Source organism: Streptomyces sp. NPDC097640 (assembly GCF_040302705.1).
In the GTDB taxonomy this organism is placed as follows: domain Bacteria; phylum Actinomycetota; class Actinomycetes; order Streptomycetales; family Streptomycetaceae; genus Streptomyces.
On record NZ_JBEOSB010000008.1, the window covers coordinates 69,476 to 95,390 of the forward strand.

At 70.1% G+C, this 25,915-nt stretch carries 23 protein-coding genes; 11 read left to right on the top strand and 12 right to left on the bottom strand.

Features of this window, described 5'->3' with window-relative positions; all coding sequences use genetic code 11:
* The first annotated feature begins 81 nt into the window (after positions 1 to 81).
* From ABTY62_RS14170 to ABTY62_RS14195, 6 genes are all read left to right on the top strand, one after another.
* Entirely contained in the window at positions 82 to 1,698 is a 1,617-nt protein-coding gene (locus ABTY62_RS14170; protein WP_352129692.1) for a peptide ABC transporter substrate-binding protein, read from the top strand.
* Positions 1,699 to 1,701: 3 nt separating this feature from the next.
* Positions 1,702 to 2,625 (top strand): ABC transporter permease, encoded by a 924-nt coding sequence (locus ABTY62_RS14175; protein ID WP_352129693.1) that lies wholly within the window; start codon positions 1,702 to 1,704, stop codon positions 2,623 to 2,625.
* Positions 2,618 to 3,622 (top strand): ABC transporter permease, encoded by a 1,005-nt coding sequence (locus ABTY62_RS14180; protein WP_352129694.1) that lies wholly within the window; start codon positions 2,618 to 2,620, stop codon positions 3,620 to 3,622. The genes ABTY62_RS14175 and ABTY62_RS14180 overlap by 8 nt, the downstream gene beginning before the upstream one ends.
* Before the next feature lies 1 nt (position 3,623).
* A complete protein-coding gene (locus ABTY62_RS14185; RefSeq protein WP_352129695.1) occupies positions 3,624 to 4,670 on the top strand; it encodes an ABC transporter ATP-binding protein in 1,047 nt (348 codons plus the stop codon).
* On the top strand, positions 4,642 to 5,703 hold the full coding sequence (locus tag ABTY62_RS14190; RefSeq protein ID WP_352129696.1) for an ABC transporter ATP-binding protein: 1,062 nt from the start codon (positions 4,642 to 4,644) through the stop codon (positions 5,701 to 5,703). The genes ABTY62_RS14185 and ABTY62_RS14190 overlap by 29 nt, the downstream gene beginning before the upstream one ends.
* Before the next feature lie 122 nt (positions 5,704 to 5,825).
* Positions 5,826 to 6,530, top strand: a complete 705-nt coding sequence (locus tag ABTY62_RS14195) for a GNAT family N-acetyltransferase (protein ID WP_352129697.1) — start codon at positions 5,826 to 5,828, stop codon at positions 6,528 to 6,530.
* A gap of 14 nt (positions 6,531 to 6,544) precedes the next feature.
* Here the strand turns inward: ABTY62_RS14195 and ABTY62_RS14200 are convergent, their stop codons facing one another.
* The 4 genes from ABTY62_RS14200 to ABTY62_RS14215 are packed head-to-tail and all read right to left on the bottom strand — an operon-like array spanning position 6,545 to position 11,035.
* Positions 6,545 to 7,747 (bottom strand): Gfo/Idh/MocA family protein, encoded by a 1,203-nt coding sequence (locus tag ABTY62_RS14200; RefSeq protein WP_352129698.1) that lies wholly within the window; start codon positions 7,745 to 7,747, stop codon positions 6,545 to 6,547.
* A gap of 41 nt (positions 7,748 to 7,788) precedes the next feature.
* A complete protein-coding gene (locus ABTY62_RS14205; protein ID WP_352129699.1) occupies positions 7,789 to 9,132 on the bottom strand; it encodes an ABC transporter substrate-binding protein in 1,344 nt (447 codons plus the stop codon).
* A gap of 10 nt (positions 9,133 to 9,142) precedes the next feature.
* Entirely contained in the window at positions 9,143 to 10,060 is a 918-nt protein-coding gene (locus tag ABTY62_RS14210; protein WP_352129700.1) for a carbohydrate ABC transporter permease, read from the bottom strand.
* Between the two features lie 18 nt (positions 10,061 to 10,078).
* Complete coding sequence (locus ABTY62_RS14215; protein ID WP_352129701.1) at positions 10,079 to 11,035, bottom strand: carbohydrate ABC transporter permease; 957 nt, start codon at positions 11,033 to 11,035, stop codon at positions 10,079 to 10,081.
* Between the two features lie 167 nt (positions 11,036 to 11,202).
* Between ABTY62_RS14215 and ABTY62_RS14220 the strand changes: the two genes are divergently transcribed.
* Positions 11,203 to 12,363 carry an ROK family protein gene (locus ABTY62_RS14220; protein WP_352129702.1) on the top strand — a complete coding sequence of 387 codons (1,161 nt, stop codon included), beginning with the start codon at positions 11,203 to 11,205 and terminating at the stop codon, positions 12,361 to 12,363.
* 3 nt (positions 12,364 to 12,366) lie between these two features.
* On the opposite strand, the gene ABTY62_RS14225 is transcribed toward ABTY62_RS14220, so the two are convergent.
* The 7 genes from ABTY62_RS14225 to ABTY62_RS14255 all read right to left on the bottom strand — a co-directional run bounded on the left by ABTY62_RS14225 (position 12,367) and on the right by ABTY62_RS14255 (position 20,114).
* The gene (locus tag ABTY62_RS14225) at positions 12,367 to 12,765 is read right to left on the bottom strand and encodes a cupin domain-containing protein (RefSeq protein WP_352129703.1); all 399 of its coding nucleotides are present in this window, start codon (positions 12,763 to 12,765) and stop codon (positions 12,367 to 12,369) included.
* A gap of 40 nt (positions 12,766 to 12,805) precedes the next feature.
* Complete coding sequence (locus ABTY62_RS14230; RefSeq protein ID WP_352129704.1) at positions 12,806 to 13,684, bottom strand: phage baseplate protein; 879 nt, start codon at positions 13,682 to 13,684, stop codon at positions 12,806 to 12,808.
* 221 nt (positions 13,685 to 13,905) lie between these two features.
* Positions 13,906 to 15,045: an ABC transporter ATP-binding protein gene (locus ABTY62_RS14235; protein ID WP_352129705.1), complete on the bottom strand. Its 1,140-nt coding sequence runs from the start codon at positions 15,043 to 15,045 to the stop codon at positions 13,906 to 13,908.
* An 11-nt stretch (positions 15,046 to 15,056) separates the two neighbouring features.
* A complete protein-coding gene (locus tag ABTY62_RS14240; protein ID WP_352129706.1) occupies positions 15,057 to 16,118 on the bottom strand; it encodes an ABC transporter ATP-binding protein in 1,062 nt (353 codons plus the stop codon).
* Between the two features lie 13 nt (positions 16,119 to 16,131).
* Entirely contained in the window at positions 16,132 to 17,109 is a 978-nt protein-coding gene (locus ABTY62_RS14245; protein ID WP_352129707.1) for an ABC transporter permease, read from the bottom strand.
* 151 nt (positions 17,110 to 17,260) lie between these two features.
* Complete coding sequence (locus ABTY62_RS14250; RefSeq protein ID WP_352129708.1) at positions 17,261 to 19,060, bottom strand: ABC transporter substrate-binding protein; 1,800 nt, start codon at positions 19,058 to 19,060, stop codon at positions 17,261 to 17,263.
* Between the two features lie 16 nt (positions 19,061 to 19,076).
* The gene (locus ABTY62_RS14255; protein WP_352129709.1) at positions 19,077 to 20,114 is read right to left on the bottom strand and encodes an ABC transporter permease; all 1,038 of its coding nucleotides are present in this window, start codon (positions 20,112 to 20,114) and stop codon (positions 19,077 to 19,079) included.
* A 470-nt stretch (positions 20,115 to 20,584) separates the two neighbouring features.
* Here ABTY62_RS14255 and ABTY62_RS14260 point away from each other — a divergent pair, with 470 nt between their 5' ends.
* Positions 20,585 to 21,805: a hypothetical protein gene (locus ABTY62_RS14260; protein WP_352129710.1), complete on the top strand. Its 1,221-nt coding sequence runs from the start codon at positions 20,585 to 20,587 to the stop codon at positions 21,803 to 21,805.
* A 6-nt stretch (positions 21,806 to 21,811) separates the two neighbouring features.
* On the opposite strand, the gene ABTY62_RS14265 is transcribed toward ABTY62_RS14260, so the two are convergent.
* Positions 21,812 to 23,995 (bottom strand): S9 family peptidase, encoded by a 2,184-nt coding sequence (locus ABTY62_RS14265; RefSeq protein WP_352129711.1) that lies wholly within the window; start codon positions 23,993 to 23,995, stop codon positions 21,812 to 21,814.
* A 261-nt stretch (positions 23,996 to 24,256) separates the two neighbouring features.
* Between ABTY62_RS14265 and ABTY62_RS14270 the strand changes: the two genes are divergently transcribed.
* From ABTY62_RS14270 to ABTY62_RS14280, 3 genes are read left to right on the top strand one after another with little or no spacing between them, the layout of a single operon-like run.
* On the top strand, positions 24,257 to 24,451 hold the full coding sequence (locus ABTY62_RS14270; protein WP_311727619.1) for a hypothetical protein: 195 nt from the start codon (positions 24,257 to 24,259) through the stop codon (positions 24,449 to 24,451).
* A gap of 49 nt (positions 24,452 to 24,500) precedes the next feature.
* Positions 24,501 to 25,406: an N-acetyl-1-D-myo-inositol-2-amino-2-deoxy-alpha-D-glucopyranoside deacetylase gene (gene mshB, locus ABTY62_RS14275; protein ID WP_352129712.1), complete on the top strand. Its 906-nt coding sequence runs from the start codon at positions 24,501 to 24,503 to the stop codon at positions 25,404 to 25,406.
* Positions 25,403 to 25,771 (top strand): DUF6113 family protein, encoded by a 369-nt coding sequence (locus tag ABTY62_RS14280; protein ID WP_311727621.1) that lies wholly within the window; start codon positions 25,403 to 25,405, stop codon positions 25,769 to 25,771. The genes mshB and ABTY62_RS14280 overlap by 4 nt, the downstream gene beginning before the upstream one ends.
* The last annotated feature ends 144 nt before the right edge of the window (positions 25,772 to 25,915 follow it).

Here is a 25,915-nt window from a genome sequence, read left to right on the forward strand (position 1 = left end):
TCCGGATGCGGAAAGTCATCTCATGGGATGCCATATGGGCCTAAGCCGGAACTCGGATCCGCCAGCTCACGGGAGGCACCCATGCGCATCGCCACGCGCGCCCCCGGCCTCGCCCTGCTGGCGGCGCTCGTCCTGGCCGCCGCGACGGGCTGCGGCGGCGGCGACGCCCCCAAGGGCGTCGTACGGTCCTCCTGGGGCGACCCGCCCAACCCGCTGGAGCCGGCCAACACCAATGACGTCCAGGGCGGCAAGGTCCTGGACATGGTCTTCCGGGGGCTCAAGCGGTACGACCCCGCCACCGGCGAGGCGAAGAACGCCATGGCCGAGCGGATCCTGACGAGCGACCAGCGGAACTTCACCGTCACCATCAAGGACGGCTGGACGTTCGGCGACGGCGAGAAGGTCACCGCCAAGTCCTTCGTGGACGCCTGGAACTACGGCGCCCTGCTCGACAACAAGCAGCGCAACGCGTACTTCTTCGAGTACGTCCAGGGCTACGACAAGGTCCACCCGGCGACCGGCCGCCCCACCGCGAAGACCCTCTCCGGCCTGCGCGTCAAGGACGCGCGGACGTTCACGGTCAAGCTCACCCAGAAGTTCTCCAGCTGGCCCAAGACGCTCGGCTACAACGCCTACGCCCCGCTGCCCCGCGCCTTCTTCGACGACCACGCCGCCTGGCTGCGCAAGCCCGTCGGCAACGGCCCGTACGAGGTGGTCTCGTACGACAAGGGCTCGGTCATGAAGCTGCGCGCCCGGGACGGCTACCCGGGCCCGGACAGGCCCCGCAACAAGGGCGTCGAGCTGCGCGTCTACACCGACAGCAACACCGCGTACACCGATCTTCAGGCGGGCAATCTCGACCTGGTGGACGATGTGCCCGCCGCCCAGCTGAAGTTCGTCCGCTCCGACCTCGGCGACCGCTACATCAGCCGGCCCGCCGGGATCATCCAGACCCTCACCTTCCCGATGTACGACCGCCGCTGGCGCGGGCCCGGCTCGGCCAAGCTGCGGCGCGGCATCTCCATGGCGATCAACCGCGCGCAGATCACCGACCGGATCTTCCACGGGACGCGGACCCCGGCCAGCGACTGGACCTCCCCGGTCCTGCGCCGTCAGGGCGGCTACCGGCCCGGCCTGTGCGGCGGCGCCTGCGATTACGACCCGGCGCGGGCCAGGGCGCTGATCAAGGCGGGCGGCGGGCTGCCCGGCGGCCGGATGACCATCACGTACAACGCCGACACCGGCTCCCACAAGGACTGGGTCGACGCCGTCTGCAACAGCGTCAACACCGTGCTGGGCAGCGACCGGGCCTGCGTCGGCCGGCCGGTCGGCACCTTCGCCGACTACCGCAACAAGGTGGCGAACCAGCGGATGACCGGCCCGTTCCGGGCGGGCTGGCAGATGGACTACCCGCTGATCCAGAACTTCCTCCAGCCGATGTACTACACCGACGCCTCCTCCAACGACGGCCACTGGAGCGACACCGGCTTCGACGAACTCGTCGACCGGGCCAACGCCGAGTCCGCGGACGGCCGGGCCGTCGCCACCTTCCAGGACGCCGAGAAGATCCTCGCCGCGCAGATGCCCGCCATCCCGCTCTGGTACCAGAACGGCAGCGCGGGCTACTCGTCCCGGCTCTCCGACGTGGCCCTCAACCAGTTCAGCGTCCCGGTCTACGACCGGATCGAGGTGGGCTGAGCCATGGGCCGTCATCTGCTGCGGCGGCTGCTCCAGATGATCCCCGTGTTCCTGGGCACCACCTTCCTGATCTTCTTCATGGTGTACGCGCTCGGCGACCCCGTCGCCGCGCTCTTCGGCGACAAGGCCCCCGACCCCGCCACCGCCGCCCGCATCCGCAAGGACCTCTACCTCGACGAGCCGCTGTGGCGGCAGTACGCGCACTACATGGGGCAGGTCTTCACCGGCCACTTCGGCACCGCCTTCGACGGCCGCCCCGTCACCGAGCTGATGGCCGATGCCTTCCCCATCACCCTCCGGCTCACCGTCGTGGCCGTCGTCTTCGAGACGGCCCTCGGGCTCACTCTCGGCGTCGCGACCGCGCTGGGCCGCGGGCGCGGCCTGGACAGCTCCGTCCTGCTGCTGACCCTGGTCGTGGTCTCCGTCCCGACCTTCGTCAGCGGCTCGGTGCTCCAGTATCTGATCGGGGTGAAGTGGGGCTGGACCACGCCCTCCGTCGCCCCGGAGGCGCCCCTGGAGCAGCTGCTGCTGCCCGGTGTCGTCCTCGGCCTGGTCTCGCTCGCGTACACCACGCGGCTCACCCGCACCTCCATCGTCGAGAACGCCCGCGCCGACTATGTGCGCACCGCCGTCGCCAAGGGGCTGCCGCACCGCCGGGTGGTCGTCCGCCATCTGCTGCGGAACTCCCTGATCCCGGTGGTGACCTTCCTCGGCACGGACATCGGCGCGCTCATGGGCGGCGCCATCGTCACCGAGCGGATCTTCAACATCCACGGCGTGGGATACCAGCTCTACCAGGGCATCCTGCGCCAGAACTCCCCGACGGTCGTCGGCTTCGTGACCATCCTCGTGATCGTCTTCCTGCTGGCGAACCTGCTTGTCGACCTGCTCTACGCCGTGCTCGACCCGAGGATCCGGTATGCCTGAGCCCTACGACACCCCCCAAGCGATCGCCCCGCCCGGCGGCGCGCCGGCCCTGGCCGGGGCCGACACCGCGACCCTGGCGGGCGCCCCCGCCCCCGCACCCGTGGTGCCCGCGGGCCGACGCGGCCGGGGCCGCCCCGGCGGGCGGGCCGCCGCGCCCCACAGCCTGTGGTCCGACGCCTGGCGGGACCTGCGCCGCAACCCGGTCTTCGTGGCCTCCGCCCTGGTCATCGTCTTCCTGGTGCTGATCGCGATCTGGCCGCAGCTGATCACGGACGGCAATCCGTACCGCGGCGACCTGTCCAAGGCGCAGGACGGCCCGGCGCCCGGCCACCCCTTCGGCTACGACCTCCAGGGCCGCGACGTCTACACCCGCACCGTCTACGGGGCCCGCGCCTCCATCACCGTCGGCATCTGCGCCACCGCGGGCGCGGCCCTGCTCGGCAGCGTGCTCGGCGGGCTGGCCGGGTACTACGGCGGCTGGTGGGACGCCCTGCTGTCGCGGATCGCCGACGTGTTCTTCGGCATCCCGATCCTGCTGGGCGGCCTGGTCTTCCTGTCCGTGGTCACCAGCGGGTCGGTGTGGCCGGTGGTCGGCTTCATCGTGCTGCTGGGGTGGCCGCAGATCTCCCGGATCGCGCGGGGCACCGTCCTGACCGCCACCCGGCAGGACTACGTCCAGGCGGCGCGGGCGCTCGGCGCGAGCGACGCCCGGACGCTGCTGCGGCACATCGCGCCCAACGCCGTGGCGCCCGTGATCGTCGTCGCCACCATCGCGCTCGGCACGTACATCGCGCTGGAGGCGACCCTGTCCTTCCTGGGCGTGGGGCTCAAGCCGCCGACCGTCTCCTGGGGGATCGACATCTCGTCCGCCTCCACCCAGATCCGCAACGCCCCGCACATGCTGCTGTGGCCCGCCGGGGCGCTGAGCGTCACGGTGCTGGCGTTCATCATGCTCGGCGACGCGGTGCGCGACGCGCTCGACCCGAAGCTGCGCTGAGATGAGCGGCGTCGAAGAACCGCCCGCCGTGCCGCGGCTGCTGGACGTACGGGACCTGCGGGTCGCATTCCGCACCCGGGATGGTGTCACCGAGGCCGTGGGCGGGGTGACGCTGGGCGTGGACGCGGGCCGGACGCTGGCGGTGCTGGGCGAGTCGGGGTCGGGCAAGTCGGTGACTGCCCAGGCGATCATGGGCATCCTGGACTCCCCGCCCGCCCTGGTGACCGGCGGGAAGATCTTCTTCCAGGGGCGGGACCTGCTGGCGATGGGCGAGGAGGAGCGCCGCCGGGTGCGTGGCGCCCGGATGGCGATGATCTTCCAGGACGCGCTCTCCGCGCTGAACCCGGTGCTGTCGGTGGGCGCCCAGCTCGCCGAGATGTACGAGGTCCACCAGGGCCTGTCGCGCCGCGCCGCGCGCGCCAGGGCCGTCGAGCTGATGGACCGGGTGCGGATCCCGGCGGCGAAGGAGCGGGTGGGGGACTATCCGCACCAGTTCTCCGGCGGTATGCGCCAGCGCATCATGATCGCCATGGCGCTGGCGCTGGAGCCGGATCTGATCATCGCCGACGAGCCCACGACCGCCCTGGACGTCACCGTCCAGGCCCAGGTCATGGAGCTGCTCGCGGAGTTGCGCCGCGAGTACGACATGGGTCTGATCCTGATCACCCATGACCTGGGTGTGGTTGCCGATGCCGCCGACACGATCGCGGTGATGTACGCGGGCCGGATCGTCGAGACCGCGCCCGTACGCGACCTCTACCGGCGCCCCGCCCACCCGTACACCCGCGGGCTGCTGGACTCGGTGCCGCGCCTGGACGCCCGCGGGGGCCGCGAGCTGTACGCGATCAAGGGCCTGCCGCCCGGCCCGGCGGACCTCCCGCCCGGCTGCCCCTTCACCCCGCGCTGCCCCCGCGCCCAGGACGTCTGCCGCACCGAACGGCCGCCGCTGTACGAGGTGACGTACGGGGACGGTCCCGTGGGCCGGGCCAGCGCCTGCCACTTCTGGAAGGACGAGCTCGATGCCCGCGACACCATCGCAGCCCCCTGAGCCCGCCGCCGAGCCGCTCCTGCGCGTCCGTGACCTGGCCAAGCTCTACCCGCTCACCCAGGGCGTCGTCTTCAGGCGCCAGGTCGGCGCGGTCAAGGCCGTCGACGGCGTCTCCTTCGAGCTGCGGCGCGGCGAGACGCTCGGCGTCGTCGGCGAGTCCGGCTGCGGCAAGTCCACCCTCGCCAGGCTGCTGGTCAATCTGGAGCGGCCGACCGCGGGGGAGATCCGCTACCGGGGCGAGGACGTCGCCAGGCTGTCGGGGCGGGCGTTGAAGGCCGTGCGGCGCAATATCCAGATGGTGTTCCAGGATCCGTACACCTCGCTGAATCCGCGGATGACGGTGGGCGACATCATCGGGGAGCCGTTCGAGATTCACCCGGAGGTGGCTCCGAAGGGCGACCGTCGGCGCAAGGTCCAGGAGTTGCTCGATGTCGTGGGTCTGAACCCCGAGTACATCAACCGGTATCCGCACCAGTTCTCCGGCGGTCAGCGCCAGCGCATCGGCATCGCGCGCGGTCTGGCCCTCAACCCGGAGATCATCATCTGCGACGAGCCGGTCTCCGCGCTCGATGTGTCGGTGCAGGCACAGGTCGTCAATCTGCTGGCGCGGCTCCAGGAGGAGTTCGCCCTCTCCTATCTCTTCATCGCCCACGACCTGTCCGTCGTCCGCCATATCTCCGACCGGGTCGCGGTGATGTATCTGGGCCGCTTCGCCGAGACCGGTACCGACACCGAGATCTACGACCACCCGACCCACCCGTACACCCAGGCCCTGCTGTCCGCGGTCCCGGTCCCCGACCCGACCTCGCACGACGGCCGGGAGCGGATCATCCTGGCCGGAGACGTCCCGTCCCCGGCCGACCCGCCCTCCGGCTGCCGCTTCCGCACCCGCTGCTGGAAGGCCGAGGACCGCTGCGCGGTGGAGGTGCCCCGCCTCGCGGTGCCCGCGGCCCTCCAGCGTTCGGGCGGCCCGGCCGCACACCCCTCGGCCTGCCACTTCGCCGGGGAACGCCTGCCCGCTCCCAGCCGCTGACGACCCGCCCTCCTGACCCCGCGCCGGGACACCTACGATCCCCCCATGCCATCGAGCGATCTCCATCGGGCCACGCCTTCCGGCTCGCCTTCGCCCGTCGCCAGGCCGCCGAGGTGCGGGAGGTGCCGGGAGGCTTCCTGGTGCTGGACGAGCGCTATGCCCGCTCGTACGAACACAACCAGCTCCACCTCGACGGGCCCGGCTCCCCCGCCGAGGTCTCCGCCCTCGCCGAGGCGGCCATGGCCGATCTGCCCCACCGCCTCATCACCGTCCACGACGACGCGCTGGGCGCCGCCTGCGAGCCTCACCTCGTCCGGGCCGGCTATGAGCACGCCACCGAGCTCGTCATGACTCACACGGGCCCCACCCCGCCCCCGGCCCCGGCCCGCGCCGAGCCCCTGGACCTGCCGGCCCTCGCGCCCGCGCTCGCCCGCCAACAGCGCCTTTGGATGCCGGACGCCGACGACGAGACGATCCGCCAACTCGTGGAGCGGCGCGCCGCTCGGCTCCGCGGAGCCGAGCGGGTCGAGTTCCTCGGCGTGTACGCCACGGGCGGCGACCTGGCCTCCTGGGCCGACCTCTACCTGGCCCCGGCGGACGGCGTCGCCCAGGTCGAGGACCTGGTCACCGCCGCCCCCCACGCCCGCCGCGGCCACGCGGACACCCTCCTGGCCGACGCCCTCCACCGCTCCGCCGCCGCGGGCTGCACCCTCCGATTCCTGATCGCGGACGCCGACGACTGGCCGCGCCACTGGTACGCCCGCCGTGGCTTCACGGCGGTGGGCCGCGCGCATGTGTTCACCCGCCACCCGGCCGCCACGCCGTGAGCCGTGCGGACCGACTACGCCTCGGGCGCGTCCCCGAAGTCCGGGATGTCCAGCCTGACGCCGCCCTGGAGCGCGGACTGGTGCGCGACGATGCCCGGCAGGGTGTAGCGGGCCGCGACCCAGGCGTTCACGGACGGCAGCGTGCGGGTGTTGACCGCGGTCACGAAGTCGTCCACCAGGAAGTGATGGCTGCCCTCATGGCCGTTGTGCAGATGGTCGAACGCCCTCGGCAGCCGCGACCGGTCGTGCACCGGCGCGGAACCCGAGGTGAAGGCGGCCCGCAGGGCGGGGGCGATGTGCTCGAGCGACGGATCGTCGGGCGCCAGCGTGGGCTTGGGCTCCAGCAGCTCGGTGATGTCCTTCACCCCCTCCCTGTCCTGCCAGAAGCTGACGGTGGCGAGCTGCTCCATGCTGGCCTCCGTACCGAAGAACCGGAATCGTGATTCCCGGATGTGCGAGGGATAGCCGACCCGCCGGAACTCGTTCGTACGGAACGACCCGCCACCCGCCACCTCGAACAGCGCGGTGGCGTTGGAGAAGTCGTTGCCGAACTGGCTGATCTCCCGGTCGAACACGCCGTCCCCGCGGTCGTCCTTCACCCCGATCGCGGACACGCTCACCGCATGCGTCTGCCAGGCGCCGAGCACCCCGCCGACGGAGTGCGTCGGGTAGAGCAGCGGGGGATAGCTGGCGGTCGCCTTCCAGTTCTCGCCGCCGCTGTACTGGTAGGCCTCGTAGAAGCCGAGATCCATGTCGTGGACGTAGTCGCCCTCCGCGTAGAAGAGCCGGCCGAAGGCGCCCTCGGCGATCTGATCGCGGGCATGGACGGTCGCCGGGTTGTACTGGCTGGTCTCACCCATCATGTACGTCAGCCCGGTGGCGCGTACGGCCTCGATGATCGCCGCTATCTCCTCGGTGCTGATCGCCATGGGGACGGCGGAGTAGACGTGCTTGCCCGCGGTCAGGCCCTGGAGCACCAGCGGACCGTGCGTCCAGCGCTGGGTGAAGATGGCGACCGCGTCGACCGCCTCCGACTCCAGCATCGCCTCGTACGAGGGGAAGGTGCCCGTCAGCCCCTGTGCGGCGGCGAGCTGTTCCGCGCGCTCGGGCAGCAGATCGGTGACGTAGATGTCGCTGACGCCGGGATGGGCCTGGAACAGCGTGGCGAACTGGCCGGAGAACTGGCCGGCGCCGACGATGCCGAGCGAGAAAGTCATGTGGGGGTTGCCCTTTCGGTGGTCGGGGAACAACGGGGGCCTCACTGGCCGAGGATGAAGTTGATCTGGTCGTTGGTCTTGTCGAGGCCGCTCACGGGCGCGTCGTTGGCGTAGACGTCCTGCATGGCGGGGCGGATCAGCGCGTACACGTCCGCCGCGTAGTCGGTGATCGGGAAGGAGAAGGTGGTGGAGTCCTTCTTGTCGGCGACCGCCCTGGTGAAGGCGGTGACGTCGATGCCCTTCTTCTTGTAGGCGGCGACCGCGGCGTTCGTGCCGTCGGGAGTGGCGGGGAAGACGATGCCGTACCTGCCCACCGTCTGCTGGCACTCGTTCGAGGACAGGTACTTCACCCATTTCTCGGCGCCCCGCTTGTTGCGGGCGTTCTTGGTGATCGAGTCGGCGAGGCCGTTCATCATCGTCGCCCGCTTGCCGGTGGGCCCGGTGGGGGTGAGGGCGGTGCCGATCTTCACGCCCTTGAAGCCGTAGTACGTGGAGATCATCCAGGCACCGTCGAAGGCGGTCGCCGCCCTGCCCGAGGCCACCTGGGCGTTGGCGGGGTTCGCGCCCTCGCTGTAGGCGGTGAACGGGGCGAGATAGCCCTTCTTCGCCAGCCCGAAGTACCACGTGATGACCGACTGGAAGGTCTTGCTGTCGTACTGGTACTTCGTGCCCCACCGCTTCTTGTCGGTGTAGGACCAGCCGGCGGAGGCGGCGAAGTTGCTCCACTGGGTCTGCCCGTCGCCGTCGCCCGCCCCTCCGGTGGCCAGGCCGTACACCTTGACGTGGCGCTTGTCGAAGCCCGGTTCGTCGCCGCGCCTGCCGTTCTTGTCGATGGTGAGGTGGGCGATGGCCTTCTCGAAGGTGCCGCCGTCCTTCGGGTTCCAGGAGAGGCTGTTCAGCTCTTCGGCGGTCAGCCCGGCCGCTTGGGCCATCTTCTGGTTGTAGAACAGGGCGACGGTGTCCCAGTCCTTCGGGGAGCCGTAGCGGTGGCCGTCCTGGCCGACCCAGCTGGACGCCAGCCCCGACTGGTAGTCGGCCTCGTCGATGCCGAGGCCGTCCAGCGGCTGAAGCACGTTCAGGTCGGCGAACTGCCCGAACTTCTGGATGTGGTCGGTGAACACGTCAGGCTCTGTGCCCGCGATGAAGCTCGCGGTGAGCTTGGTCCAGTAGTCGCCCCAGCCCATCTGGGTGATCTTGATACGGAGGCCCGGGTTCTGCTTCTCGAAGCCCTTGGCACAGGCCTGGTAGGCGGGCAGCTGGTTGGAGTCCCACAGCCAGTACGTCACCGTGTTCCCGGACGACCCGGCCGAGTCGCCCTTCGCACAGCCTGTCAGCAGGGACAGCGTCAGCGCCCCGGCCAGCGCCACCACCTTACGAATTCGCATCACGGTCCCCTTACTTGATCCCGGTGAAGCTGATGGAGCTGACGATGCGGCGCGCGAACAGGCCGAAGAGCACCAGCATCGGGAGCGCGGCGATGAGCGTCGCCGCCATCAGACCGGACCAGTCGGTGCCGGTCTGTGGCGTCTGCGCGCGGAAAATGGCCAGTGCCACGGTGAGCACCCGGGAGCTGTCGCTGTAGGACACCATCAACGGCCAGAAGTAGTCGTTCCAGGAGGTGATGTACGTCAGCACGGCCAGGGTGAGGATCGGGGTGGACGCCATGGGCAGCAGCACCCGGAAGAAGACGCGGACCTTGCCGGCGCCGTCGAGCAGCGCGGCCTCCTCGACCTCGCGGGGCACGTTCATGAAGAACTGCCGCAGGAAGAACACCGCGAACGGGGTCATGAACATGGTCGGCAGTGCGATCCCGAGCAGCGTGTCCACCAGCCCGAGTTGCTTGATGAGCACGAAGTTCGGCAGCAGGGTGAAGATCGCGGGCACCATCAGCCCGGCCAGGAAGAGGCCGAACACCTTGTCCCGGCCCCGCCAGCGCAGGCGTGCGAAGGCGTACGCGGCCATGGACGAGAAGAAGATCTGGCAGACGGTGATCAGCGTCGAGACGATCACCGAGTTCAGCAGATAGCGCCAGAACGCCAGCCCGCCGCCCGAGCCGCCCTGGGCGATCGCCTCCTGCGTGGACTGGAGGCCCAGGGCGCGTGCGAAGCCGCCGCCGGTGAGGTCCACGGGCAGTGGGTCGCCGGGGTGGGCGACGAGCGCGCTGTTGGCGGACAGCGCGGTGCGCAGGATCCAGTAGAAGGGCAGCAGGGTGATGAGCACGATCGCGGCCATCACCGTCCAGGCCAGGGCCCGCCCGAGAGAGGGCCTGCGCCGGACGCGCCGTACGGTGGTGGTCGTTGCCACGGCAGCCATGTCGGATCTCTCCTTCCGTCAGCCGAGGTCGGATTGGCCGGCCCGGGTGACCCGGTACTGGATGAAGGTGATCGCGCTGAGGACGACCAGCAGGGCGACGGACATCGCCGAGGCGTAGCCGAACTGGAAGCGGCCGAAGGCGGAGCCGTAGATGTAGTACTGGAGGACGTTGGTCGCGTTCGCCGGACCGCCCGCGGTGGTCACGGCAACCGTGTCGAACACCTGGAACGAACCGATCACCGTCATGATCAGGACGACCGCGAGGACCGGCCGCAGCAGCGGCATGGTGATCCGCCAGAACATCCGCCATTCGCTCGCGCCGTCGACCCTGGCTGCCTCGTACATGTCGCTCGGGATCGCCTGGAGGCCGGCGAAGAGCAGGAGCGCGGTGTAGCCGACGTGCCGCCAGACGTTGATCAGGGCGATGGTGGGGATCGCCCAGGTCTCGTCGGCCAGGAACGGGATGCGGTCGAAGCCGAGGCTCTGGAGGATCTCGTTGCCGATGCCGAGCTGGTTGTCGAGCATCCACAGCCAGACGATGCCCGCGACCACGTTCGACATGAGGTACGGGGCCAGCACGATCCCGCGCAGCAGCGCCGACTGCGTCAGCCGCTGGAGCAGCACCGCGATCACCAGCGCCGACACCGTCTGGACGCCGATGTTGATGACCACGTACTCGACGGTGACCTTGAGCGAGTCCCAGAAGATCGGGTCGTGGACCATCCGCACGTAGTTGTCCAGGCCGACCCACTCGGCCGGGGTGAGCAGGTTGAAGCGGGTGAAGCTCAGATAGATGCCCCGCAGCGTCGGCCAGAGCAGGAAGACCAGAAAGCCCAGCAGGGCGGGGGCGATGAACAGGGCCGCGAGGGCTCCGTCTCCGCGCTCCCGGGCCTTGCGGACTTCGACTTTCGGTGTGACTCCCTCGGCGCCGCGCAACGGCAGACGCGAAGGAGGGCTGCTGGAGGCGACGGTCATCGGAGACTCCCTCGTCTGCGGCGTCCTCAGGTTGAGGGCACTTACTTTTGATGCAAAAGAATCCACGCGTCAAGAGCCGTGCAAACATGTTCTGTGTCCGGATCCTTCGGCGTAGAGTGACGCCATTACTTCCTTGGTGAAAAAAATCTTGTGGGGGTCCGACCTTCATGACGACAGGTGCGGCGAGTTGGCCGCCGCTGAGTCCCGGTGAGCGCGCGGTGGCGATCGAGGTGCTGGTGCACGGCCCGCTGTCACGCAGCGAGATCGCCCGCCGGCTGAACCTCTCGGCGGGCAGCCTCACCCGGCTGACCAAGCCGCTGATCGAGTCGGGTCTGCTGATCGAGTCGGCCGAGGACACGACGCTCGCGGAGGTACGGCAGGGGCGGCCCTCACAGCCCTTGGACGTGATCCCCGAGTCCCGCTACTTCCTCGGGTTCAAGATCACCGGGGACCGGGTGTACGGGGTCGTCACCACCCTGCGCAGCGATGTCGTGGCCCGTTACGAACGGCCGCTGACCACACACGACCCCGCCGAGGTGGCCGACCTGCTGCATGAGATGACGGACGAGCCGGCTCGAGCGTTTCCCCGCCTGGCGGGGATCGGCATCGGCGTCGGAGGCAGCGTCCGGGACCGCTCCGCCGTCGTCGATTCGCCCTTCCTCGACTGGGCGGATGTGCCGCTGGCCGAACTGGTCGAGAAGCGCACCGGGCTGCCGGTGGTCGTCGAGAACGACGTGGCGGCGCTGGTGGAGGCCGAGACCTGGTTCGGCGCGGGGCGGGGCCTGGAGCGGTTCGCGGTGCTCACCATCGGGGCGGGTCTTGGCTACGGGCTGGTCGTCGGCGGCAGGCGGGTGGCCTCCTCGGAGGACGGTGCGGGCGTGGGCCGGCGGTGGATCGTCAACCCCTACGGACCGCTCACCCCCTTTGGCGATCGGGGCAGCGCCATCTCCCTGCTCACCATCCCCAGCATCCGCTACCAACTCCAGGCCGCGACGGGCCGTGAGATGACCTACGAGGAGATCCTCGCCCTCGCCGCCGAGGGCGAGCCCATGGCGGCCCGTGTCGTGGACGAGGCCGCCCGGGCCCTGGGCACGCTCGTGGCCCAGATCGCCAACTTCGCGATGCCGCAGAAGATCCTGCTGGCGGGTGAGGGGGTGAGCCTGGTCGATGTGGCCGGCCCGGCGGTGGAGGACGCCATCCTCGCCAACCGCCACCCCCAGGCCGACCCGGTCAACCTGGAAACAAAGGTCTCCGACTTCCACGACTGGGCCCGCGGCGCCGCGGTTCTGGCCATCCAGGTGCTGGTCCTGGGGTCGGCCGAGGTCTGACGGTCAGCCGCGCGGCTCCGCCGCGTCCGCCGTGTCCGCCGCATCCACCGCGTAGCCGGGCACGGACGGCCAGCGGACCGTCAGCACCACCGACTCCTCCTCCGCGAACCAGGAGTGGTCGACGCCGTGGCCCCACACGACGTAGTCGCCCTGCTGTTCCAGGAGCACGCTGCGGCCGGGCAGCTCGACGCGGAAGCGGCCGCTGATGAGGACCAGCAGAGCCGTGCGTTCCTCGCCCCGCACCCATTGGGCCCGCTCGTCACCCGGCGGGTGGATGCCCCACTTGATCTCCACGGCGTCGCTGTGGCGGGGATCGCCGGCGTCCTTGAAGTGACCGAGGATCCATCCCCGGTCCAGCGGGGCGTCCTTGCCCGCGTTGCCCACGTACACGCTGTCGTTCACGCGCTCGGACGCTACCAGCCGGGCTTACGGTTCGGGCGATCTACCCGGCGAGGTCGCTCTTGTAGAAGACGGTCGCCCGGAACTGGTCAGGACTGCCACTGATCTTGCTGGAGAAGCCGAACGCGAGGCGCGGGCCGCCCGACGATCGCCAGATCGCCATTCCCTGGGGTTCGCGACCGGGCAGCGACTCGCCCGCTCTCGTCCGGTACACCTCCTCGAACGAACCCCCGGTCTTGTTCATGTCGAGACGGACCAGGTAGGACGGCTCGGCCGGGTCCGAGGGGGTCGCGGGCGCGCCGCCGTAGGAGAGGTACGCGTACTGGCCGTACGAGGTCACGCCCTGGAAGAGGTCGGAGTCGGAGAGACCGAGTTGCGCGTTGGTCGGGAGGGCGCGCTTGGCAAGGATGGGAGTGGTGTCGCTGATGCCCTTGTTGATGACGGCGGGGAGGTCGAACAGCGCGAGGCGCCAGGGGCTCGTCGTCCCCATGTACCGGACGAGCAGCCGGTTGGTGTAGGGGTCGATCGACGGTCTCGGACAGTCCCGGAAGTCGGAGAGGCCGATCGGGAATTTCCAGACCCCCGCGTCCTCGGCGTAGTCGAGCACGCCCCCGTCGCTGTACTTGATGCGGCAGATCGTGTGGCTGTTGGGGGCCGTATCGGGGGACAGGCTCCGCCAGTCGCCCGCGAGCCACACATACGGAGAGCCGGACGTGTCCGGCTGGATCCCCATCGACGAACCGTGGTCGAACCCGTGGAGCGCCATGGCGCCCAGCACCGTGCCGCTCAGGTCGGTCCTGGTCATCCAGAGGTCGCCGTTCGCGCTCCCGACCTTGGTCTGCACGAAGTAGATGTGCCCGTGGACGTGGTCGAAGGCGAAGGACTGCATCGCCCAGTAAGGCTGGTGAAGCGTGGCCCGCACCACGGGATCGCCGCCGGCCCCCTCGAATACGAAGCGCTGCGATGTCGGGACGGTCGCGGACGCCGATTCAGCCGCGAATAAGGAAAGGCCGCCGCTCGCCGCGGCGGCTGCTAACCCTGTTCCGGTTCGGAGGAGCGTGCGACGGCTTACGGCAGACACTCCGCCGGTTTGGGTACTTTCACGCAAGTCCATCACCCTGTCAGTCGTTGGGTCGATTTCGCTCAGCCCTTGTGGAGGTCCTCCGCCGCTATCAGTGCCGGGTCGAGGATGACGTCCTGCTCGCGGGCCTCGGTGGTCGGGTCCTCGGGGAAGTGGCAGGCGGACAGATGGCCCTCGCGGTTGCCTTCGAGGCGGATCAGCGGGGGCTCTTCGCGGGCGCACTTGTCCTGGGCCTTCCAGCAGCGGGTGCGGAAGCGGCAGCCGGAAGGCGGGTCGATGGGGGAGGGGACGTCGCCGGCGAGGCGGATGCGCTCGCGGCGGGGGGTGGCGCTCGCCCCGGCGCCGTCGGCCTCTCCGCCGCCCTCGCCCTCGTCCTCGGCCAGCAGGACCGCCTCGGGGACCGCGGACAGCAGGGCGTGGGTGTAGGGGTGGCGGGGGCGGAGGTAGATGGAGTCGCGGTCGCCAACCTCGACGATCTTGCCGAGATACATGACCGCGACGCGCTGCGAGAAGTGGCGCACCACGGCCAGGTCGTGAGCGATGAAGAGGAAGGCGATGCCCAGCTCGCGGCGGAGCTCCTGGAGGAGGTTGACGACCTGGGCCTGGATGGAGACGTCGAGCGCGGAGACCGGTTCGTCGGCGACGATGAGCTTGGGTTCGAGGGCGAGCGCGCGGGCGACGCCGATGCGCTGGCGCTGGCCGCCGGAGAACTCGTGGGGGAAGCGGTTGTAGTGCTCGGGGCTCAGCCCGACGATCTCCAGCAGCTCGCGCACCCGGGCCTCGTGGCCGCCCGGCGGCTTGATGCCGTTGATCTCCATCGGCCCGGAGATGATCGCGCCCACCGTCTGCCGGGGGTTCAGCGAGGAGTACGGGTCCTGGAAGATCATCTGGATCTCGGAGCGGATCGGCGCGAGCTGTTTTCGGTCCGCGTGGGTGATGTCCTGGCCCTGGTAGGTGACGGTCCCGGCGGTGGGCTCCAGGAGCCGGGTCAGCAGGCGGCCGGTGGTGGACTTGCCGCACCCGGACTCGCCGACCAGGCCGAAGCTCTCGCCCGCCCGCACGGTCAGGTCGATGCCGTCCACCGCCTGGACGGCGCCCACCTTCCGCTTGAAGGGGAAGCCACCCATGATCGGGAAGTGTTTGGTCAGCTTCTCGGCGACGAGGAGGGGTTCCCCGGACGCGGGCGACGCGTTGCTGCTCATGTCCGTGACTCCTAGGCCAGCCGGGGCTTGATCTGCTCGATGAAGATGGTCTGTTTGCGCTCGGCGGCCAGATGGCAGGCCGCGCCCCGCCCGTCCGGGAGCGAGGGGCGCTCGGTGGCGCACCGGTCGCCGCCGACCTCCTCGGGGTAGGCGCAGCGCGGGTGGAAGGGGCAGCCGGGGGGCGGGGCGAGGAGGCTGGGCGGGGCGCCGGGGATGGGGCTGAGCGGCTCGTCGACGGCGGAGTTCAGGCGGGGCATGGAGCCCAGCAGCCCCCAGGTGTACGGATGCCCGGGGGAGCGGAGCACCTCGCGGACCGTGCCCCGCTCCACGGCCCGGCCGGCGTACATCACCAGCAGGTCGTCGGCGGTGTTGGCGACCACGCCCAGGTCATGGGTGATGAGGATGATCGCGGAGCCGAACTCCTGCTGAAGATCCTTGAGCAGGTCGAGGATCTGGGCCTGGACGGTGACGTCCAGGGCGGTGGTCGGCTCGTCGGCGATGAGCAGATCGGGGTCGCAGACCAGGGCCATGGCGATCATCGCGCGCTGCCGCATACCGCCGGAGAACTGGTGCGGATAGTCGCGCACGCGCAGCTTGGCGTTGGGGATGCCGACCTTCTCGAGCATCTCGATGGCGCGGCCCCACGCCTCGCGCTTGGAGGCCCCGGTGTGCTTCCGGTAGGGCTCGGCGATCTGGCGGCCGATCGTGTAATAGGGCGAGAGGGCGGTGAGCGAGTCCTGGAAGATCATCGCCATCTTGTGGCCGCGCAGCTTCTCCAGCGCGCGCTCGGGCGCCCGGGTCAGCTCCTGGCCGTCGAGCACGATCTCGCCGCGGATCTCGGTGTTGCGCGGGTCGTGCAGACCGAGGACGGCGAGGTTGGTGACGGACTTGCCGGAGCCGGACTCGCCGACGATGCCGAGGGTGCGACCGCGCTCGAGGTCGAAGGAGAGTCCGTCCACGGCCTTGACGACGCCGTCCTCGGTGGAGAAGCGCACATACAGGTCGCGCACGGACAGGAAGGCGTCGCCCGCGGCGGGGGCCGGGGTGGCCTCGGACTTGGTCAGGGTGGTCACGTCGGTCGTACTCCTAGGCGAGGCGCACGCGCGGGTCGATGACGGCGTACAGCGCGTCCACGATGATGTTGGCGATGACGATCGCCGTGCAGCTGAAGAGCATCACGCCCATCAGCATCGGGAGGTCCTTCTCGGTCACCGACTCCACGGCGAGCCGGCCCAGGCCGTGCAGGGTGAAGGTGAACTCCGTGATCATCGCGCCGCCGAACAGCGAGCCGAGGTCGATGCCGACGATGGTGACGATCGGGGCGATCGCGCCGCGCCAGGCGTAGCGGAAGAAGACCGTACGGCTCGACATCCCCTTGGCGCGCGCGGTGCGCACATGCTCCTCGCCCAGCTGCTCGACCATCTGGGAGCGCGTCATACGGCTGTAGTTGGCGATGAAGATGATGGAGAGCACCAGCCAGGGCAGCAGCAGCCCGCTGAACCACTTGGCCGGATTATCGGTGAACGGGGTGTACTCGGGCCGGTCCACCAGGCCCCAGGTGTCGACCAGCAGCCACAGCGCGATGACGCCGACGAAGTAGATCTGGAGCGAGTTGCCGATCAGCGACAGGGAGCTGAAGAACTTGTCGGCGAAGGTGCCCCGCTTGGCCGCGGCGATCATGCCGATGGAGACCCCGATGAGCAGGAAGACCGCGGCGCCGCCGACGGCGAGCGAGAGCGTGGTCGGGTAGCGGTCCATGATGGTCTCCCAGACCGGCTGGGAGTTGGTGAAGGAGTACCCGAAACAGGGGGCCGGGCAGTGGCCGACCTCGAAGTCCCGGCCGGCGAAGATGCCGACCAGATAGTGCCAGTACTGGACCGGGACCGGCTGGTCGAGGCCCAGGTTCTTGTTGATGAGGGCGATGGCGTCCGGGCCGCAGTTCTTCCCGCAGGCCAGCTGCGCCGGTTCGGAGGGCAGCGCGAAGAAGAGGAAGAACGTGATCGCGCTGATCAGCAGGATGATGACGATCGCGCCGAGGGAGCGGCGTACGAGGAAACGAAGCATGGCGTCGCGGGTCTTCCGGTACGGGCGCCTTGGGCGACCAGGGCGGGTCGGAGGGGCAGCGCCGTCCGCCACCCGCGGAGGGTGACGGACAGCGCGCCCTGGGGCTGGTGCGGTGATCACGCGGCGGAGCCGCGTGGCGATCGCGGTAGTGCTACTTCACATACACCCCGGTCGGGTCCGCGGTTCCATATACCGGCTGGTATTTGACGCCGCCGAGCCCCGAACCCCAGATGCTCCACTGGCGGTTGTAGAAGAGCGGGACGGCCGGCACATCGTCGGTGAGGATCTTGTTGGCCAGCGTGACCCACTCACCCGACGCCTTCTCCACGTCCGTGATCTTCAGGATGCGGGCGATCTCGGAGTCGACCTCGCTGTTCTTGAGGTGCCAGTAGTTCTGCGAACCGTCGGCGACGGCCTTGCTGTCGAACAGCGGCGGGATCACGGTCGAGCCGACCGGCCAGTCGGCGCCCCAGGAGGCCCGGTAGATGTCGAAGCCGTTGTCGATCTTGGAGATCTCGGTGGAGTAGTTGTTGGAGTCGATCTCCTTCTTCTGCACCTTGAACCCGGCCGCCGCCAGAGCCTTGGCGACGACCACGGAGACGTTCTGGTACTCGGTGGTGTTGGGGTAGGCGTAGACGATCTCCTGACCCTCCTTGCCCGCCTCCTTCAGCAGCTCCTTGGCCTTCTTGGTGTCGCCGCCCTCGTTCCCCTTCTTCGTCTTGCCGAAGGGGTCGAATTCCTTCCACCCGGCGAGCGAGGGAGCGAGCAGGTTGCCCGCGACCTGTCCGGCCCGCTTGCCGCCGAACTGGCCGAGGATCTGGTCGTTGGGCATGGCGTAGGCGAGGGCCTGCCGGACCTTCTTGTCCTTGATCCGGTCCATGTTGATGGCCATGTAGTCGACGTACGGCTGCACCTCGAGGAAGGTGCGCGCCTTGGCCCCCGCGTCCTTGGCCACTTCCTGGGCGGACTCGACGGTGACCGCGTTGGTGAAGGACATCGTCTGCTTGTCGCTGCCCCGGTCGGCCAGCAGCCGGCGGGCGGACTCGGGCTCCTGGACGCCGAAGCGGATGTCGAACTTCTCCGGGTACTGGTGGCGGACCGCGTCCGTCTTCGGGTCCCACTGGTCGTTGCGCACCAGGGTCAGCGACTTGTCCGGGTTGAGCTTCTCGATCTTGTACGGGCCCGAGGAGACCGGGTGGTTGGTGTACTTCTCGGCGGTGTCCTTCTTGCCGTCGGAGGGCACCGCGCCGATGTTCGGCATGCCGACCGCGTACGGCGTGTCCGCGTGCGGCTCCTTGAAGTGGAAGATCACCGTCTTGTCGTCGGGCGTGTCCAGCACGTCCTTGGGCAGGTGCTTGCCCTTGTACGGCCCGTCGGGCAGCGCCTTCCGGAAGGACTGGCCCTCACCCGAGAGCCACTGCGGGATGTACAGCGGTCCGTCGGTCGCCCACTTGGAGTAGAGCCGCTCGACGGACTGCCGGACATCGGCCGAGGTGATCGGGGACCCGTCCTCGAACTTGAGGTTGTCCTTGAGCGTGTACGTCCAGGTCTTGCCGCTGTCCGAGGACTTGCCGGTGTCGGTGGCGAGGTCGCCGACCAGCTTCACCTGGCCCTTGTCGTCGACCTTGTAGGTGGTCAGCGACCGGTTGTAGAGCATCTGGACGGTCAGCATGTCGGCGTAGTAGATCTGCGCCGGGTCGAGATACGTGAAGGCGTCGCGCTGGAGGACGTTGACCGTCCCGCCCTTCTTCGCGCCGGGCACCTCGGCGGCCGGGCCGGTGGAGTCGGCCGCGGTGCCGAGCGAGTAGTTCTCGGCCCTGGCCTTGTCCGGCTTGTTCTCGACGGGATCCTCTTCGCCGCCCCCGCCGCTGCTACAGGCGGAGAGCACGAGGGCCCCGATCGCCAGAGAGACGGCCGCCAGCCGCCCTCTGCCCCGTTGAGATGAGGTCATGTGTCGTTGCACCTGCCTAGCGCTTAGTCTTCGGATCGAATGCGTCCCGGACCGAGTCCCCGAGCAGGTTGAAGGCCACCACGAAGATCACCATGGCCACGCCCGGGAAGAACATGTACGTGATGTCGTTCTGGTAGTGCCTGGCGCCGGTGGCGAACATCCGGCCCCAGTCGGGAGTCGGCTCGACGAGCCCGACTCCGAGGAAGGAGAGCCCGGCCTCGGCGGTCACGAAGGTCGGCAGCATCAGCGTCGACTGCACGAGGATCGGCGTCCACAGATTGGGCAGCAGCTCCTTGCTGATGATCCGCCACGGGGAGGCGCCGGTCACCTTCGCGGCCTCCACGAACTCCCGCTCGCGCAGGCTGAGCACCTGACCCCGCAGCAGCCGCGCCAGGCCCATCCAGCCCAGCGCCCACTGGACCAGGATCAGCGTGATCACGCGCAGATAAGTGGGCGTCTCCTTCTCCGGGTTGACGAAGAGCGAGTAGACGACCGGGGTGAACGCCACGAAGGAGAGCTGCGCCGGGAAGGCGAGGAGCAGATCGATGAAGCGGCCCAGGAAGTAGTCGGTCCTGCCGCCCATATAGCCGGCCGTGACGCCGACGAGGATGCCGGTGAGGGTGCACAGGATGGTGACGGCGACCGCGATCAGCAGCGAGGTCCGTATGCCGTACAGGAGTTGGGTGAACACATCCCGGCCGAGCTGCGGCTGGAGGCCGAACCAGAACTCGCCGTCGATGCCCCCGTTGGGCTTGATGGGGTAGTAGAACTCGTTGAGCAGCCCGGGCCTGTCGAGTCCGTAGGTGGTGTACGGGTTCTTGCCGTACAGCCAGGCGATCAGGGGCGCGAGTAACGCGATCACAAAGAAGAAGATCACGATGTAGGCCGAAATCACGCCTGTCTTGTCGCGTTTGAAGCGCCGCCACATCAGCTGGCCGGGCGAGCGCCCCACCAACGGCGCGCCCCCCTTGCCGACTTCGGCCGCCGGGGCGGCATCCGGGCCGGGCGGGGGCGCGTTCGCCCCGGCCGCCGCGGCCTGGGAAGGACTCGTCATCGCGTAACGCCCCCCGGACTGTTCGCTGTGTCTTTTCGCGCTGGTCTACTCGCGTCATGTCGCAGCCCGGCCGCCGGTGGTCGTGCGCGTCTCGGGATGAGCGGACTTTCGCAACCGATTCGCAGCGCAGTCAAGGGGCCAGCGGAAGCGGAAGGCACCCACCGGGCAGTCTTGAGCGAACATTTTGCAGATCGAGGTCCCGGCGTGCTTGACAGAGATCGTCCGTCGGCGACAAAGAGTGAGCAACACACATCAAACGCGTTAACACGCAAGCAACTTGACTGACGCGATACCGATATACGGACGCGTCAGGCTGAACTGCGTACGGCCGTGCGGGTGCCGTAGACCGGCCGGGGCGCGCCATGTCGCCCCGGCCGGTCACCCATGTCGGCACACCTTCGCCACACTGTCGGCACATTGGTGGCGCCTCGACGGTTGATCCGGCGCCGGGGCGGGGCAAACCTACAGCCATGGGGCAGGGACGCATACTCAACCGCGGCGCGCGCACCTTCGGCGCGCGCACCTTCGGCGCACTGGTCTGCGCAGCGCTCGGACTGATCTCACTGGCGTGGATCATCCGGGACTTGGACAAGGCCGAGAAGGCCAGTGACGTGTGGTGGGCCTGGAGCTCCGGGATTCCGTACGGGCTCCTCGGCTCGTCCCTCGTCGACGTGGTCCTGCTGGCCGTCTATGCGGCCGTCGGCATCACGGCGCTGCGCTCGTCGGCCGCCGCCGGGGCGCTGGCCTCGGCCGCCGTCGCGACGGTCGTGCTGCGCCTGCCCAGCCTGTGGAATCTGCAGGCCGACTGGATGCAGGGCATCCCCGGCGGGCTGAAGACCCGCGCGCAGCTCAGCGTGTGGGCGGCCGTTGTGCTGGGCGGCCTCCTGCTGGCCGTCGTGGCCGCCGCCCGGCGCCCGGCCGATGCGGCCGTCCCCGACCACGCCGTCTCGCCCGCCGACCGGCCGCCCGCCCGGCCGACGCCCGCGGTCGCCGTGACGGCCGCGCTGTTCCTGGGAGCCGTCGCGGTCGTCGGCGGCGCCTGGCAGATCTACTGGGCCCAGAAGCGGGGCTGGGACAACTACAAGTACCTACTCTCCGGCGAGCACACGATCTCCACGCTGCTCTCGCCCCCCAGTGCCTGGGCGTCGTGGACGGTGGTGGCGCTGGCCCTGGCCGCCGCCTTCGCGGCGCTCGGCCGGGCGCCGCTGGCCCGGCCGCTGGGGATGACGGCGGCGGCGCTGGTGCTGGGCAGCGGGATCGCCGAGGTCTCGGTGTACATCAAGGTCAAGGTCGTCGAGCACCTCGACGAGGTGCCGACCGTGGTCGTGCTCGGCGTGCTCACCGCGTTCTTCGAGGTACTGGTCGGCCTGGTCGCGCTGATCGCCCTGGCGCAGCGCGGCGTCGCCACGGACGACGAACCGCTCACCGGATGGGGCCGGCCCGCGCCGCCGTACGGGGGCTACGGCGGCTACGGTGCCGCGCCCGGGGGGTACGGCGACGCGACCGGCGGCTACGGCGCCTACGGCAGCGCGTCCGGCGGCAGCGCGCCCGGCGGCTACGGCTACCCGTCGTCCCCGCCGACGGCTCCGCCCCCGCCGCCCGCGACCCCGCCCACGGTCCCGCCGCCGCCCACGGTCCCGCCCCCGCCCTCCTCGCCCCAGCCTCCGCCTCCGCCCCCGCCGGGCTGGTAGGAAGGCTCAGCTCGCGCCCAGCGACCGCCTCAGGAAGTCCACCTGGAGCAGGAGCAGGTTCTCGGCGACCTGTTCCTGCGGCGTCATATGGGTCACGCCGGACAGCGGCAGCACCTCATGGGGGCGGCCGGCCGCGAGCAGCGCGGAGGACAGCCGCAGGGTGTGCGCGGCGACCACATTGTCGTCCGCCAGGCCGTGGATGATCATCATCGGGCGGTGCGGGTCCGCCGCGCCGGACAGCCCCTCGTCCGTCACCAGCGAGTTCGCGGCGTAGACCGCCGGCTGCTCGTCCGGGTGGCCCAGGTACCGCTCGGTGTAGTGGGTGTCGTACAGCCGCAGATCGGTGACGGGGGCGCCCACGATGCCCGCGTGGAAGACGTCGGGGCGGCGCAGCACCGCCAGCGCGGCGAGATAGCCGCCGTACGACCAGCCGCGGATGGCCACGCGGGAGAGATCCAGCGGATAGCGCTCGGCGAGCGCCCGCAACGCGTCGACCTGGTCCCGCAGCGTCACCTCCGCCAGGTCGTCGCGGACGGCCTTCTCCCAGGCGGGGGAGCGGCCGGGCGTGCCGCGGCCGTCGGCGACGATCACCGCGAACCCCTGGTCGGCGAACCACTGCGAGGTCAGGTGGGGGTTGTGGGCGGCCAGTACACGCTGGCCGTGCGGGCCGCCGTAGGGGTCCATGAGGACGGGCAGCGGGCCGTCGTCCGCGGTGTGGCCGGCCGGCAGCAGCACGGCGCACGGGATGTCGCGCTCGCCCGCGAAGACCAGGTGCGGGCGGGCGGTGATGACGGGCCGCTCCGCGTACGAGGCGATCTCCGCGAGCGGCTCCGCCGAGCCGTCGGCGGCGGGACGGACCACCTCGACCGTGGCGCCGGGCCGCTCCGGCTCGGCGTACGACAGGACGATCACCTCGCCGCCGCGCACGGCGGAGTGCATGGCCGGGAAGGGCCGCTTGCCGACCGCCTCCCAGCCGCCCTGGTCCCCGCTGCCGCGGTACCAGGCGCGGAAGACACCGATCTCGCCGGGCCGCTCGGGCAGGTCGGCGTCCGCGCCCGGGGAGGCGGAGAAGAGGACGTCCTCCTCGCCGATGTCGAGGACCGCCCGGACGTGCAGCGCGCCCGAGGTGAGCTTGCGGTCGCCGACCATCAGGACGCGGGCGCCGCCCTCGTCAGCGATGCGGACCAGCCGTCCGTCCGGGGTCCAGGCCGGTACACCAGGGAAAAGATCAAGCCAGACCGGGTCCTCGTCCACATGGACGGTGCGGGTGCGCCCGGAATCGGGATCCACGGCCAGATAGAGCTGGCTGCGCTGGTCGCGGGCCTGGACGAGCAGCAGCGGCGGGCCGTACGCGGACCAGTGCACCTGGGCGAGGTACGGATAGCGCTGCCGGTCCCACTCGACCTCCGTACGGGACCCGTCCAGGCCCAGCAGCACCAGCCGCACCTCGGCGTTGTCGGTGCCCGCGGCCGGGTAGGCGACCTCGGCGGGCTCCCGGTCGGGGTGCGCGGGGTCGGCGATCCACCAGCGCCTCACGGGCGCGTCGTCGACCCGGGCGACCAGCAGGGCGTCGCTGTCGGGCGACCACCAGAAGCCGCGCGAGCGCTGTGTCTCCTCGGCGGCGATGAACTCCGCGAGCCCATAGGTGACGGTGTCGCCCTCCGGCAGGGCCAGCGCCCGGTCGCCGGCGCCCTCGGTGCCCCCGGCGCTGCCGTCGGCGTCCGTTACGCGCAGCGCGCCCTGCGCCACATAGGCGATGTGGCGTCCGTCGGGCGACGGGCGCGGGTCGATCACCGGTCCGGGCGTGGGGAGTCGACGGGTCACGCCGGCGCGCAACTCGGTGGCGAACAGCCGTCCGGAGAGTGCGAAAGCGGCCAATTCGACGGCCAGGTCGGTGGCGTAACCGATAACGCCCGCCGAGCCCTCCCGGCTGCGCTCGCGGCGCGCCCGCTCCTCGGCGGACAACTCCTCGTCGGCGCCGCCGAGCAGGGCGGCGGGGTCCGCGGCCGGGTACTCCCGCCGCTCTTCGAGGTCGTACACCCACAGGAGGTTGGCCCGGTCGGTGCCCGAGCGGGAGCGCAGGAACGTCACGCGCGAGTCGTCGGGGGCCACGGCGAAGGCGCGCGGCGCACCGAGGGTGAAGCGCTGGGTGCGGGCGTGCTGCCGGGGGAAGGAGAGCTGTCCGGTCATGGGCCGAGCGTACGGCCCGGGCCGGGTTGCCGGGGGCATGTTCGTCCCGCGACGCCCGAGAAGATCAACTCACCGAATGTGGCGAGAATCAGGCCTGATGACGAGGGCGATCGTGCGAACAGGCATGCGCCCCTGTCATGCTCCCGTGCACCGAGTCGTGCGCACGGGCCCATAGTTATGATCGATTGCGCATAGTGGGTAGGCCCCCTGTGGCATGAATATGTTGTCCGTTCGAGCGCGTGTACCTGGAGGTGAGCCGCTGTGGCGCTCTCGATTTCGTTGGTCGTGCTGTTGCTGATCGTCGTCTTCATGCTCGTCCAGAAGGCTGGGCTGAAGTCGGCGCACGCGCTTGTCTGTGTGCTGCTCGGCTTCTACCTCGCCAGTTCGTCGATCGCCCCGACGATCGACGACCTCACGACGAACGTGGCGAACATGATCGGAGATGTCGACCTCTGATCCGCGGGTGACCCACGATCCTCCCCCAGGGGGCTCGTAGGCTGTGCCCATGACCCCGGTCCTTCCCGCCCGACGCCTGCTCCTGGTACACGCACATCCGGATGACGAGTCGATCAACAACGGCGCGTCCATGGCCAAGTACGCCGCCGAGGGTGCTCATGTCACGCTGGTGACCTGCACGCTCGGCGAGGAGGGCGAGATCATCCCGCCCGCCCTGGCGCAGCTGGCCGCCGATCGCGACGATGCGCTCGGCCCGCACCGGATCGGCGAACTCGCCGTGGCCATGAAGGCGTTGGGGGTCAGCGATCACCGCTTTCTGGGCGGACCGGGCCGGTATCGCGACTCCGGGATGATGGGCGCCCCGCAGAACGCCCGCCCGGAGTGCTTCTGGCGGGCGGAGGTGGACGAGGCGGCCGCGCACCTGGTCGAGGTGGTCCGCGAGGTGCGCCCGCAGGTCCTGGTCACCTATGACCCGCACGGGGGCTACGGCCACCCCGACCACATCCAGGCGCACCGCGTCGCCATGCGCGCGGCGGAGCTCGCCGCCGAGCCGGTCTACCGCCGGGATCTCGGCAACCCGCACGAGATCGACAAGATCTACTGGAACTGCGTCCCGCGTTCGGAGCTCGAGGAGGGCTTCGCCCGGCTGCGCGCCGCGGGAGCGGAGGCCCCCTTCCCGCGGACCGCCTCGGCCGAGGACGTGCCGGGGGTGGTCGACGACGCGCGGGTGACCACGACCGTGGACGGCGCCGCGTACGCCGGGGCGAAGGCGGAGGCCATGCGCGCCCACGCCACCCAGATCGTGGTGGACGAGCCCTTCTTCGCGCTCTCGAACGATCTGGGGCAGCCGCTGTTCGCCACGGAGCACTATCTGCTCGTCGGGGGGCGGGCGGCCGTGGCGGCGGACCCGGCGCGCGGCCGCGAGGACGACCTGTTCGCGGGGGTGCCGGCATGACGGCCGTGCGCCTGGCGGGGTATGTGGGGCTCGGGGTTCTCGGGGTGCTGGTCGCCGCCGCGGGCGCGCTGGTCCAAGCGGCCTGGTTCCCCGGCGGGTTGCTGCTCGCGCTGCTCGGGATCGGCGCGCTGTGCGTCGGCGGGGTCAAGGCGATGGACGCCCGGCTGGGCGGGGTGGTGCCGGCCGGCGCCTGGGTGATCGCCGTGTTGTTTCTCACCGCGGCCCGGCCCGAGGGGGACTTCCTGTTCGGGGCCGGACTGGGTTCCTATGTCTTCCTGCTGGGCGGAATGTTCGCGGGTGTGATGTGCGCCACGATCCCGAAGGTGTCGCAACCGGGCAGAGGCCCGGCCCGACTTGTTAAGTGACGTCACGTTTCGCCGGGGCCTTTGCCAGGGCGGCGGGCGGTGCCCGCCGGTGCGCGGGCCGCGCTGTCGCAGCGGTCGTCAAGTGCATGTCCGCGGGGCCCAGTAAGGTGGTGCCGCCGCCGAGCCGCCCGCGCGAGTCTGACG